The sequence below is a fragment of the Enterococcus sp. C102(2024) genome (assembly GCF_040888205.1).
Lineage (GTDB): Bacteria > Bacillota > Bacilli > Lactobacillales > Enterococcaceae > Enterococcus > Enterococcus faecalis.
In genome coordinates this window covers 158,632-171,265 of sequence record NZ_JBFOHH010000004.1, presented here as the reverse complement: position 1 = coordinate 171,265, position 12,634 = coordinate 158,632, and the positions used below count along the sequence as shown (strand labels likewise).

Genomic DNA, 12,634 nt, shown 5'->3' with positions numbered 1-12,634 from the left:
AGGGTTTTTCTTTCTAAGAACGTGCTTGCCCATTTCCATAAATAACATATTTTGTCGAAGTAAGCTCTGCTAAGCCCATAGGTCCACGGGCATGTAATTTTTGCGTACTAATACCGATTTCGGCGCCAAATCCAAATTCAAAACCGTCCGTGAAACGAGTTGAAGCATTCGCATAAACAGCGGCTGCATCCACTTGTTGTAAAAATTGTTGTGTGGCAAAGTAATTATCACTAATAATACTTTCAGAATGTTTTGTATTGTAGCGATTAATATGCTGGATGGCTTCGTCTAAAGAATCAACGACTTTCACTGCTAAGATAAAGTCGAGAAATTCCGTTTCCCAATCTTGTTCAGTCGCTGGAATGGCTTCTTCAAAAATTGCTAACGCACGTTCATCTGCTCGAAGTTCCACGTGAAACTCCTTCAAGGCTTTTTCAATTGTTGGTAAAAAGGCTTCAGCCACTTCTTGATGAATTAATAACGTTTCGGCGGCGTTACAGACAGAAGGGCGTTGACATTTAGCATTGACAATAATTTCAGTTGCCATTGTTAACTGGGCGTCTTTGTCCACGTAAATATGACAATTGCCCGTGCCCGTTTCAATAACAGGAACAGTGGCCGTCGTCAAAACAGTTTTGATTAAGTTGGCGCCGCCACGTGGAATGAGGACATCCAAGTAGTCATTTAAGCGCATAAGTTGTTGGGCTGTTTCTCTAGAAGTATCATCAACAAATTGAATGAGATGGGGAGAAACGGCTTCTTGTATTAGCGCTTCTTGTAAAATTGTCACCAATATCTGATTGGAATGAAACGCTTCTTTTCCGCCTCGAAGAATAACAGCATTTCCCGATTTGAAACAAAGGCTAGCGGCATCTGTTGTCACGTTTGGCCGTGATTCATAAATAATCCCAATAACACCTAAAGGCACGCGTTGTTGCCCAATTAACAGCCCCGCTTCATTGCGCCACATTTTATCTACTTCCCCAATTGGATCGGGTAAAGTAGCGACTTGACGTATGCCCTCGGCCATCGCTGTGATCCGTTCTTCTGTTAAACGTAAGCGGTCTTGCATTGTTTCAGAAATTCCGTGGGTAGCGGCTTGCTCTAAATCTAATGCGTTTGCTTGTAAAATGCGGGGCGCATTGGCTTCAATGGCTGCGGCCATTTTGTTTAACAAAGTATTTTTTTGACGAGTATCCATCAAGCCTAGCGTATAAGAGGCTTCTTTAGCTTGTTGCCCTAGTTGCTTTAAATCAGTCACTTTCATGCCCTCCTTTAATAAATAACGTACCGATATCTTTTCCTTCTAAAATTTCAAAGATGATTTTTGGTTGTTTTCCGTTTGCTAAAATCATCGCCTGTTGATTAGCTAACACACGTTCAGCGGCTTTTAATTTACTAGACATCCCACCAGTGCCAAAGCGGCTCCCCTTACCACCGGCTAATTGGAACAAGTCTTCATTAATTTCATTGATTTCAGAAAATAACGTGGCTTCTTTGTTGACAGTAGGGTTATCTGAAAAGAAACCATCAATATCTGATAACATAACTAACAAGTCAGCTTGAACAATTTGGCAGACAATGGCTGACAATTGATCGTTATCCCCGAACTTGGTTAAGTGATCCAATTCTTCAATTGCGACAGTATCATTTTCATTGACGATAGGAATAATATTCATTTTTAACAGTTGTTCAAAAGTATTGGTAACATTATTGCGACTTTCAGGGTATTCAATAACATCACGTGTTAATAAAACTTGTGCCATTTGTTGGCTATAGGTTGAAAACCGCTGATTATAAATGTTCATTAATTCTGCTTGTCCGACTGCAGCGACTGCCTGTTGTTCTGGAATTGTCGTTGGGCGCACAGATAGATTTAATTTATTCAGTCCGACACCAATTGCGCCAGAAGAAACTAAAATAATTTCTTTGCCTTGGTTGCTTAAATCACTCAAAGTAAAGGCTAATTGATCAATTGCTTTTAAGTTAATATTGCCATTGGGATAAATCAGAGAACTGGTTCCGACTTTGATCACAATTCGTTTGGCCTGTTGGAGTTTGTTTCTCATAAGTGCCTCGTTTCTTTTTACAGTAAAATTTGACACTCATTATAACAAAATCAGCGGCTACTAGAAAGTGCTAAATAATGAATAGTAAAGAAAGTTTAATGAAAGTGTGAACTTTTTGAGGGAATCTTGGGACTTTTTGGGATTTGGTCTGTTTATTTTAAGAGAAGATGATAGACTAAAAGAAGGAAAATAAACAAAAATTCTCCTCTTTTTTGCGTAGTCTAGATTAACTGGGCTTTTAGAAATGAGAAACTTACTAAAAACAACCAGAGTATCAGAGATTATGGTAAAATAGGAGTAGTTTAGACAGTAGGGGAGAATGAATATGAAACAACGTGGTTTTGAGATTATTTCTAAGTATCAAGAAGAGGGCTTGAGTGTCCCACAACGAGCAACAAAAGGTGCCGCGGGGTATGATTTTCAAGCAGCCGAAACGGTCGTTGTACCAAGTCTTTGGAAGTTACAACAAGCTGGAGAAAATCCCAAACCAATTTTAGTTAAAACAGGAATTAAGGCGTATATGCCTGATTCTGAATATTTAGAATTGGTGAGTCGTTCTTCGAATCCGCTAAAACGGTTCCTACTTTTAGCGAATGGTGTCGGAGTCATTGACAGTGATTATTATAATAACGAGAATAACGAAGGACATATCATGTTCCAATTTTTAAACTTTGGATATGAAGATGTTGTCATTGAAAAAGGTGAACGAATTGGCCAAGGGATTTTTAAGCCGTTTTTATTAGCGGATGATGACCAAGTCGAGGCAGAAAGAACGGGCGGTTTTGGTTCGTCGGGACAAAAATAAAGCCCATTTTTTCAGTAGGCAACGTTATTCAAACCATTTAATAAATGTTAAAATAAACAACAGATAAGGAGATTCTACATGGCAAAAAAAGCAAAAGTTCAATTTGAATGTCAAAGCTGTGGGTATGTGTCTCCAAAATATCTCGGCCGCTGTCCTAATTGTGGACAATGGAATTCGATGGTGGAAGAGGTTATTCAAGATACTTCTGATCGTCGTGCTAGAGTAAGTTTGACTGGTAAAAAGACACAACCACAACGGCTATCTGAAGTCGTACCTAAAAAAGAGCCACGTGTAAAAACTGAATTAGTGGAGCTGAATCGGGTTTTAGGTGGTGGCGTTGTTCCAGGTTCATTAGTTTTAATCGGTGGCGATCCCGGAATAGGTAAGTCAACATTGCTCTTACAAGTATCGCAACAATTAGCAGCCACAGGTGGCACGGTTTTATATGTTTCTGGTGAAGAAAGTGCTGAGCAAATTAAATTACGAGCGGAGCGTCTAGGCACCGTCAACGAGACATTTTACTTATACGCAGAAACAGATATGCACGAAATATCACGAGCCATTGAAAAATTAGAACCAGATTATGTCATTATTGACTCGATTCAAACAATGACGCAGCCAGATGTTACCAGCGTTGCTGGTAGTGTCAGTCAAGTCCGAGAAACAACTGCCGAATTATTGAAACTGGCAAAAACGAATGGGATTGCCATTTTTATTGTCGGACACGTAACGAAGGAAGGGTCTATCGCAGGGCCACGGATGTTGGAACATATGGTAGACACGGTTCTTTATTTTGAAGGAGATAAGCATCACACCTTTAGAATCTTACGGGCTGTCAAAAATCGGTTTGGCTCAACGAATGAGATTGGTATTTTTGAAATGCAGACACATGGATTGGTTGAAGTTATGAATCCTTCTCAGGTCTTTTTAGAAGAACGTTTAGAAGGAGCCACCGGATCTTCAATTGTGGTAGCAATGGAAGGTTCACGCCCCATTTTGGTGGAAATCCAAGCGTTAGTTACCCCAACGATGTTTGGCAATGCCAAGCGAACGACCACCGGGTTGGACTTTAATCGCGTTTCTTTAATCATGGCGGTTTTAGAAAAACGGGCAGGCCTTTTGTTACAAAACCAGGATGCGTATCTAAAAGCGGCTGGTGGAGTCAAAATTAATGAACCAGCTATTGATTTAGCGTTAGCAATCAGTATTGCTTCTAGCTATAAAGAAAAAGGAACCTCATCTTCGGAATGTTTCATTGGTGAGATTGGTTTAACTGGTGAAATTCGCCGCGTGAATAGTATTGAACAACGAGTGCGTGAAGCGCAAAAACTAGGCTTTACAAAAGTCTATGTCCCTAAAAATAACCTTGGTGGCTGGGAAGCGCCTGAAGGGATTGAAATTATTGGCGTTTCAACAATTGGTGAAACGTTAAGAAAAGTTTTTAAATAATGAAAGTAGAAATAATCCGTTTAGGTTGTTGGTGGCGTATGATTTTTGTACGCCCCACAACACTAGACGTCTTTATTAAATAAACGAGGAGGATGGCTATATGCAAAAACGAATCATCACGTTGCTGATGATCATTGCTGGTGCAAGTTTAGGAATTTCTCTTTTCCCAATGGCTTGGGAAATGGCTAAGCAAGGCAATAACAGTTGGTTAAACAATAACTTTACGAACGGATTAATCGGTGCAATTATTTTCTTTATTTTATCTTTAGGGTTAGCAAAGTATATTGTTTCCGCTGTCAAAAAAATCGAAGCAGCTTTAAATGAAATGAGTTTAACCTATTTATTATTTGGAAGTATTGGTGCCATCATTGGTTTAACAATTGGCGTCATTATCTCCATTCCAATGTACAACTTACAAATTCCTGTCGTGAATAGTTTACTGCCAATTCTAGTTATGATTATTCTGGGTTACTTAGGTTTCCGAATGGGAACAACACGGATTGAGGAGTGGAAAAAAGTTTTTACACCTCGCCAAAAGAAAGCAAATACGGAAGACACCGAAGGACAAATGTTGGAACGTAAAGTGGAAGACAACTTCCATAAATACAAAATTTTAGACACTAGTGTCATCATTGATGGCAGAATCTACGATATCGCTAAAACAGGCTTTTTAGAAGGTGTTTTGCTCATCCCTAACTTTGTTTTATATGAATTACAATACATTGCTGATTCTGGAGACAGTTTAAAACGGGTGAGAGGTCGTCGTGGCTTAGATATTTTAAATGCTTTACAAAAAGAAGAAGGTATCTCCGTTGAAATGTATGACGGAGATTTCGAGGATATCTCTGAAGTAGACAGTAAATTAATCAAATTAGCAAAATTATTAGATGGCGTGGTTGTGACCAATGACTACAACTTAAACAAAGTCTCTGAATTTCAAAATGTGCCTGTTTTAAACATTAATGCTTTAGCTAATGCTGTGAAACCAGTGGTGATTCCAGGTGAAACGATGAATGTGATGGTTGTAAAAGCCGGAACAGAGCGTCAACAAGGGGTCGCTTACTTAGATGATGGCACAATGGTTGTGGTTGAAGATGGCCAGCATTACATGAATGAGCAAATCGAAGTGGTCGTTACAAGTGCTTTACAAACCGCAGCTGGGCGTATGATTTTTGCCAAACCGGCGCATGCGGGTCGCGGGATTAATGATCGCAAGGATAACCATCCTAAAAACGATAAAAATTAAGCAAAGCGAGGACTTAGTATGATTCGAATCGGTCAAGGTTTTGATGTTCATCAATTAGTTCCGCAACGACCTTTAATTATTGGTGGGGTTACTCTTCCTTATGAAAAAGGTCTGTTAGGTCACTCAGATGCCGATGTTTTAACACATGCAATTATTGATGCAATCCTTGGTGCCGCTGGTCTGGGTGATATTGGGCAACTGTTTCCCGAAACCGATCCGCAGTTCAAAAATGCGAATTCTGTAAACTTATTAAAAAAAGTAAATGAAAAAGTTGGGCGGTCGGGCTTTACTATTGGCAATATTGATTGTACAATTTTAGCGGAAGAGCCAAAGATGAGCCCATACTTGGCAGAGATGAAAAAGAATCTAGCCGCGAGTTGCCACTTAGCGGTCACACAAGTGAACATTAAGGCAACGACCATGGAAACGATGGGCTTTGTTGGTAAAAAAGAAGGAATCGGCGCAATTGCCGTTGCTTTATTGGAAAAATAACTGAAAACGACGTTAAACCGTCTGTTTTTAAAAAATGGAAAGAGGAATGAACATGACGAAAGTTCGTGTGCGTTACGCACCAAGTCCAACTGGACACTTGCACATTGGGAATGCAAGAACAGCATTATTTAACTACTTATTTGCCCGCCACAATGACGGAGAATTTATCATTCGTATCGAGGATACCGACCAAAAACGGAACATCGAAGACGGCGAGAAAAGTCAGTTGGAAAACTTAGCATGGTTAGGGATGGAATGGGATGAATCACCTGCTCATCCGGGAGAATATGGTCCATATCGTCAATCAGAACGTAAAGAAATTTACCAACCATTGATTGATCAATTATTAAGTAGCAATCGTGCGTATAAGTGTTATTGTACGCCAGAAGAATTAGAAGCAGAACGTGAAGCACAACAAGCTCGTGGGGAAATGCCTCACTACGCAGGCACTTGTGCGAATTTAACACCTTCTGAACAAGCAGCCAAAGAAGCGGCTGGTCTAGAACCAGTGATTCGTTTCCGTGTGCCACGTAATACAGAATACAAATTTGATGACATCGTGAAAGGTGAAATTACTTTTGAGTCAGATAACATTGGTGGCGATTTTGTCATCCAAAAACGCGATGGGATGCCAACGTATAACTTTGCCGTTGCAGTAGATGATCACTTAATGAAAATTTCTCACGTTTTACGTGGCGATGATCACATTGCGAACACACCAAAACAATTAATGATTTACGAAGCGTTTGAATGGACACCACCTGTCTTTGGCCATATGACCTTAATCATTAATTCAGAAACTGGCAAAAAATTGAGCAAACGTGATGAAACAATTTTACAATTTATTGAACAATACCGTGAATTAGGTTACTTACCAGAAGCCATGTTCAACTTTATTGCTTTACTAGGATGGTCTCCTGTTGGCGAAGAAGAAATCTTCTCACAAGAAGACTTGATTAAATTGTTTGATGAACAACGCTTAAGCAAGTCACCAGCGGCCTTTGATGCGAAAAAATTAGAATGGATTAACAATCAATACATGAAACAAATGGACTTAAGTGAACTAACAGATATGTGTATTCCTTATTTAGTCGCTGACGGTCGTGTTGAAGAAAATCCATCTCCTGAAAAAATCGAATGGTTAAAACAATTAGTTAGCTTGTATCAACCACAAATGAGTTATGCAGCTGAAATTGTGGAACTATCAAACTTGTTCTTTAATGAACATCCAGTTTTAGATGATGCTGCGAAAGAATTCTTGCAAGGAGAAACAGTGCCAACTGTGTTACAGGCGTTTAAAGAACAATTAGAAGCCTTGGACGTTTTCGATGTGCCAAGTATTAAAGCAGCGATTAAAGCCGTCCAAAAAGAAACCGGCGTTAAAGGCAAAAACTTGTTTATGCCAATTCGAATTGCTGTTTCTGGACAAATGCATGGTCCTGAATTAGGCGAAACCATCGAATTATTAGGCAAAGAAAAAGCATTAGATCATTTAAATAAAGTGTTATAAAAACACAAAGAATAGAAGAAGTAGACAATCAGATGGATTTCAGAGACGCTGTGGGTGGTGAGAACAGCGAGCATCTTTTGTCGAAATGCATCTATGAGTGGCTTCGGTGAAAAAAGTAACCGAAGACGTCGGCAGGCGTTAACTGTATCGAGGCAAGAGCTAGTTCTTGTGAAGAAAAGTGGAACCACGCATGGGCGTCTTTTAAGCAACGTTTTTTTGTTGCTTAAAAGACGTTTTTTATTTTTGTATAATAGAAAGGAGTTCACCCTATGAGTTGGTTGAAACGTAGCGTCGCAGCTGTTAAAAGAAACGATCCTGCAGCGCGGACTACACTAGAAGTTCTTTTAACGTATCCTGGCTTGCACGCCCTGTTTTGGCATCGCTTGTCTCATTTCTTATATAGGCATCAGTTGTTTTTGTTGGCGAAGATTCATGCACAATTTTGGCGTTTCATAACGGGCGTAGAAATTCATCCAGGAGCCACAATTGGTGCGGGGGTTTTTATCGATCACGGCATGGGCATTGTGATTGGGGAAACAGCGGAAATAGAAGAAGATGTTGTTTTGTTTCACGGAGTGACGTTAGGTGGGACCGGTCGTGATACGGGTAAACGCCATCCAACAGTGAAAAAAGGAGCGATGATTTCGGCACGAGCTCAAATTTTAGGGCCAGTAGTGATTGGTGAACGTTCAAAAATTGGGGCGGGTGCTGTTGTTATTTCAGACATCCCAGCAGATGCTACAGCTGTGGGTGTGCCTGCGAAAGTCGTTCGTCTAAATGGAAGAAAGGTGGAAAAAGGGCATGATTAAAATTTATAATACATTGACCAGAGAAAAAGAAGTATTTACGCCAATTGAGGCGCATAAAGTTCGGATGTATGTCTGCGGACCAACCGTGTATAACTATATCCATATCGGTAATGCGCGCAGTGCGATCGCCTTTGATACAATTCGTCGTTATTTTGAATATCGTGGGTATGAAGTGAATTATGTCTCGAACTTTACAGATGTCGATGATAAAATTATCAAGGCAGCTAAAGAATTGAAAATTACTGCGCCGGAAGTGGCGGAGCGTTTTATCAAAGCCTTTGAAGAAGACACGCAAGCATTGAATGTTCAACCAGCAACGCTACATCCCCGGGTGATGGACCACATGCCTGATATCTTAGCTTTTATCGACGTTTTAATTGAAAAAGGTTTTGCTTATGAGGTCGCAGGTGATGTGTATTATCGCACCCGTAAATTCCCTAATTATGGTAAATTAAGCCATCAATCGATTGATGAATTAGAAGTAGGAGCAAGTCAACGAACTGGCGTTGAACAACAATTAAAAGAAGACCCATTGGATTTTGCTCTTTGGAAAAGTGCCAAAGAAGATGAAATTTCTTGGGATTCTACTTGGGGGAAAGGACGTCCCGGCTGGCATATTGAATGCTCTGTCATGGCGACAAAACACTTGGGAGAGACGATTGATATTCATGGCGGTGGACAAGATTTAGAATTTCCACATCATGAGAATGAAATTGCACAGAGCGAAGCCAAAACAGGTCATACCTTTGCCAATTACTGGATGCATAACGGCTATGTCACAATTGGTGAAGACGATGAAAAAATGAGCAAATCCCTAGGTAACTTCATTACTGTTCATGAAATGATTCAAAAAGTGGATCCGCAAATTTTACGTTTCTTTATGTCCACTACCCAGTACCGTCGCCCGATTCGTTATAGCGAAAGCACTCTAAAAGAGGCAGCAGCCAATTATCAAAAATTGAAAAATGCGTTTGAAAATTTACGTTTTAGACAAGCAGATGCGGTCGCAAGTTTGCCAGAGGATGAACACTATTTGGCTCAATTAAACGAATTAGAACAACGTTTTATTACGGAAATGGACGATGATTTCAATGCAGCTAACGGGATTACGGTCGTTTATGAATTAGCGAAGATGATGAATCAGTACAGTGAACAAGCGACAGTTTCGGAACCAGTTCTAGTGGCGATGGATAAGCTTTTCAGTGGCTGGTTAGCTATTTTTGGTTTATTCTTTAAAAACGAAGAATTAGTGGATGCACAAGTCGATGCGTTAATTGAAGAACGGAACCAAGCACGGAAAGACCGTGATTTTGCCCGAAGTGATGAAATCCGCGATTTATTAAAAGAACAAGGCATTGTTTTAGAAGATACTCCGCAAGGAACGAGATGGAGAAGAAGTGAATGAGAGATTACAAACAATTAAACGGTTTAGCTTTGGCCTATGTTGGCGATGCGATTTATGAAATTTACATTCGTGATTATTTAGTTTCCTTGGGACAAACGAAACCGAATGTTTTGCATCGCATGGCGACACACTACGTGTCAGCAAAAGCCCAAGCAAGCTTAATGCAAGCGATGTTAGCGGGAGAAATGCTAACGGAGGAAGAAGAAGTGATGTACAAACGCGGTCGGAATGCTAAAAGTCACACCTTTGCCAAAAATGCTGATGTGACGACCTATCGGGTAGCGACCGGTTTCGAATCCTTGATGGGTTATTTACATTTAACACAACAAAAAGAACGTTTAGAAGAATTAATTAACTGGTGTATCAAGAAAGTAGGTGAAACCAATGAAAAATGAAAAATCTCGTCCTTTTAAAAAAGGTAAGAAACGTCCAGAACGTTCAGATAAGCGTTCAAAAGAACGGAACCCACGACCAGCGACAGCAGGTGCTGATGGAACCTCAGAAGAGCTAGCAGATAACTTTGTCTTTGGTTTCCATGCCACTGTTGAGGCGTTGCAGCAAGGACGCGGGAATAAATTGTTTTTACAAGAAGATGCTCGTGGCGAGAAAATTGAGCAATTAAAACAAGCAGCGAAAGAACAGGCTGTTCCAGTCAAATGGGTGCCTAAAGCAAAATTAGATACGATGAGTGATTACGGCGTGCATCAAGGCATGGTTTTAGCAATCACGGCGTATCAATATTTAACTTTAGAAGAATTATTGGAACAAACAAAAGAAAAGACAGCAACACCATTTTTCCTAATTTTAGACAGTCTAGAGGACCCACATAACTTTGGCTCAATTTTGCGAACTGCTGATGCGACAGGCGTGGACGGTATTATCATTCCGAAACATCGTGCAGTGGGAATTACACCAACCGTAACCAAAGCATCAACAGGGGCCGTGGAACATATTCCAGTGGCTCGTGTAACGAATCTAGCGCAAAGTATTGCAACGCTAAAAGAGAATCAATTTTGGATTTTTGGTACAGATATGTCTGGGACGGATTATCGTCGCTGGAATACACAAGGCGCAATTGCCTTAATCATCGGAAATGAAGGTCGTGGCATGAGTCAAGGTCTTCATAAAGAAGTGGATGAATTATTAACGATTCCAATGACTGGACACGTTCAAAGCTTAAACGCTGGTGTGGCTGCAGGCTTGCTAATGTATGAAGTCTATCGTGGCCGCAACCCATTATAGAAGCAGGCGATTGTATGAAAAAACAATTGTTAATCGTTGATGGCTATAATATGATTGGTGCTTGGCCAGAATTGGTCCAGTTGAAAAAGCAAGAGCGTTTAGAGGATGCGCGTGAACTGCTTCTTAGTCGTCTGTCCAATTATGCCAAATATGAAGGGTTGGAAATCATTGTGGTCTTTGATGCCCAATTAGTCCCAGGTATTCAGCAAACGTACAAAAAGTACCTTTTGACCGTGGTTTTCACCAAAGAAGATGAAACAGCAGATAGTTATATTGAACGTCTAGCTGGTGAAAAAAATGATCGTTTAACGCAAGTAACAGTCGCAACGAGTGATTTGGCTGAACAATGGGTGGTCTTTTCACAAGGTGCATTGCGGACTTCGGCCAATGAACTTTACAAAGCTGTCCAGAAAACAGAAAAGACGATTGCCATTCATGCAACAGATATCCATTTCCAGCAATTTCGTCGAAATTCTCCATGGAACGTGGAGCAGTTATCAAAACTTTCTGAGAAGCTAGAAGAATTGTCTCAAAAAAAAGATTAAACAAATGTTCGCTTAAGTCATAAATTTCTAACATGCTATGCTCTCCTAAATCATTCGATACGTTTATCGAAAAGGAGGGCTTTTTATGTTAGAACAGATTCAACAAGCATTAGCAGGAGACCAAGAACAATTTCAAGCCTTATATGGGCAATATCAGCCAGTGATTTATAAGTGCATGAAAAAATACTATTTAAAAGATTATGATACTGAGGACTGGCTTCAAGAAGGGCGAATTGTCTTCTTTCGGACGTTAGAACGATTTGATTCAGAAAAACAAGCATCATTAGGAAAGTTTTTTAAACGAAATTTTGAAAATCACGTACATAGCTTAATTCGCCATCAATGCGCCTATAAGCGGCGAACAGATACCTTGTCTATTTCTCTGGAACAACGATTAGAAAGCGCTGGTGAAGAGTTAGTGGACTATTTGGGGACAGCGGCTACCGACCCATTAGGTCAATTAATGATTCAAGAAAAATTGGCAGCTTTTCCGACACGTCTTTCCTCGTTGGAACAACAAATTTTAAACGCATACTTAAAAGGCTACACGTTAGAAGAAATTGCTAAAGTACGTGGGGGAACTTTTTCAGCTGTCCGAAGTGCCTATGATCGTGCCAAAGCAAAAATGAAATATACATTAGAAAATGAATAAAAATTCGACAAAACAGCCGGTTTGTCGAGCAAAAGTAGTTGCAAACAGACTTCTAGTATGATAAACTTGAAATTTTTTAAAAAAAGTGATATAATGTTTCTCGAGGTGAATGCAATGCCAACAACGTTATCGTCAATTAAGAAAGATTTGGAAGGCCGTATCGGCAGTGAAATTATGTTAGTTGCTCAGACTGGAAGAAAGCGCCAAACAGAACGTAAAGGAATCTTAACGGAGACTTATCCATCTGTTTTTGTTGTTGACTTGGATCCAGACGAGAACTCATTTGAACGTGTATCTTACAGCTATTCAGATGTTTTAACACGCACCGTTGAAATCGAATTCATCGGTCAAGCCGTATAATTTAGAAAGTCCGCTTAGGAGTGAAGGAAGAGCCCTTCGTTCCTAAGCTC

The 12,634-nt window shown here is 40.1% G+C and carries 14 protein-coding genes and 1 other annotated feature; of the genes, 12 read left to right on the top strand and 2 right to left on the bottom strand.

Annotated features, from left to right (window positions below):
• Positions 1–13: 13 nt before the first annotated feature.
• Both AB3I34_RS09900 and proB read right to left on the bottom strand, forming a co-directional pair.
• Entirely contained in the window at positions 14–1,267 is a 1,254-nt protein-coding gene (locus AB3I34_RS09900; RefSeq protein ID WP_002385467.1) for a glutamate-5-semialdehyde dehydrogenase, read from the bottom strand.
• On the bottom strand, positions 1,254–2,069 hold the full coding sequence (gene proB / locus AB3I34_RS09895) for a glutamate 5-kinase (RefSeq protein WP_002389550.1): 816 nt from the start codon (positions 2,067–2,069) through the stop codon (positions 1,254–1,256). The genes AB3I34_RS09900 and proB overlap by 14 nt, the downstream gene beginning before the upstream one ends.
• Positions 2,070–2,388: 319 nt before the next feature.
• Between proB and AB3I34_RS09890 the strand changes: the two genes are divergently transcribed.
• The 12 genes from AB3I34_RS09890 (at position 2,389) to AB3I34_RS09835 (ending at position 12,584) form a co-directional block, all read left to right on the top strand.
• Positions 2,389–2,874 carry a dUTP diphosphatase gene (locus AB3I34_RS09890; RefSeq protein ID WP_002361472.1) on the top strand — a complete coding sequence of 162 codons (486 nt, stop codon included), beginning with the start codon at positions 2,389–2,391 and terminating at the stop codon, positions 2,872–2,874.
• 78 nt (positions 2,875–2,952) lie between these two features.
• Positions 2,953–4,323, top strand: a complete 1,371-nt coding sequence (gene radA, locus AB3I34_RS09885) for a DNA repair protein RadA (protein ID WP_002356050.1) — start codon at positions 2,953–2,955, stop codon at positions 4,321–4,323.
• A 100-nt stretch (positions 4,324–4,423) separates the two neighbouring features.
• On the top strand, positions 4,424–5,569 hold the full coding sequence (locus AB3I34_RS09880; RefSeq protein ID WP_002368622.1) for a PIN/TRAM domain-containing protein: 1,146 nt from the start codon (positions 4,424–4,426) through the stop codon (positions 5,567–5,569).
• A gap of 18 nt (positions 5,570–5,587) precedes the next feature.
• Positions 5,588–6,061, top strand: a complete 474-nt coding sequence (ispF, locus tag AB3I34_RS09875; RefSeq protein WP_002367570.1) for a 2-C-methyl-D-erythritol 2,4-cyclodiphosphate synthase — start codon at positions 5,588–5,590, stop codon at positions 6,059–6,061.
• Positions 6,062–6,113: 52 nt separating this feature from the next.
• The gene (gltX, locus tag AB3I34_RS09870) at positions 6,114–7,571 is read left to right on the top strand and encodes a glutamate--tRNA ligase (RefSeq protein WP_010707928.1); all 1,458 of its coding nucleotides are present in this window, start codon (positions 6,114–6,116) and stop codon (positions 7,569–7,571) included.
• Positions 7,570–7,776 (top strand) — a binding site (T-box leader). Its footprint overlaps the gene before it by 2 nt.
• A 64-nt stretch (positions 7,777–7,840) precedes the next feature.
• On the top strand, positions 7,841–8,380 hold the full coding sequence (gene epsC, locus AB3I34_RS09865; protein ID WP_002356054.1) for a serine O-acetyltransferase EpsC: 540 nt from the start codon (positions 7,841–7,843) through the stop codon (positions 8,378–8,380).
• Positions 8,373–9,785 (top strand): cysteine--tRNA ligase, encoded by a 1,413-nt coding sequence (gene cysS / locus AB3I34_RS09860; RefSeq protein WP_010711869.1) that lies wholly within the window; start codon positions 8,373–8,375, stop codon positions 9,783–9,785. Before epsC ends, cysS begins: the two co-directional genes overlap by 8 nt.
• Positions 9,782–10,180: a Mini-ribonuclease 3 gene (locus AB3I34_RS09855; RefSeq protein ID WP_002356056.1), complete on the top strand. Its 399-nt coding sequence runs from the start codon at positions 9,782–9,784 to the stop codon at positions 10,178–10,180. The genes cysS and AB3I34_RS09855 overlap by 4 nt, the downstream gene beginning before the upstream one ends.
• Positions 10,170–11,027: a 23S rRNA (guanosine(2251)-2'-O)-methyltransferase RlmB gene (rlmB, locus tag AB3I34_RS09850; RefSeq protein WP_010711870.1), complete on the top strand. Its 858-nt coding sequence runs from the start codon at positions 10,170–10,172 to the stop codon at positions 11,025–11,027. Before AB3I34_RS09855 ends, rlmB begins: the two co-directional genes overlap by 11 nt.
• 14 nt (positions 11,028–11,041) lie before the next feature.
• The gene (locus tag AB3I34_RS09845; RefSeq protein WP_002356058.1) at positions 11,042–11,572 is read left to right on the top strand and encodes an NYN domain-containing protein; all 531 of its coding nucleotides are present in this window, start codon (positions 11,042–11,044) and stop codon (positions 11,570–11,572) included.
• 85 nt (positions 11,573–11,657) lie between these two features.
• On the top strand, positions 11,658–12,224 hold the full coding sequence (locus tag AB3I34_RS09840; RefSeq protein WP_002356059.1) for a sigma-70 family RNA polymerase sigma factor: 567 nt from the start codon (positions 11,658–11,660) through the stop codon (positions 12,222–12,224).
• A gap of 57 nt (positions 12,225–12,281) precedes the next feature.
• Complete coding sequence (locus AB3I34_RS09835) at positions 12,282–12,584, top strand: Veg family protein (RefSeq protein ID WP_002383497.1); 303 nt, start codon at positions 12,282–12,284, stop codon at positions 12,582–12,584.
• Positions 12,585–12,634: the final 50 nt, after the last annotated feature.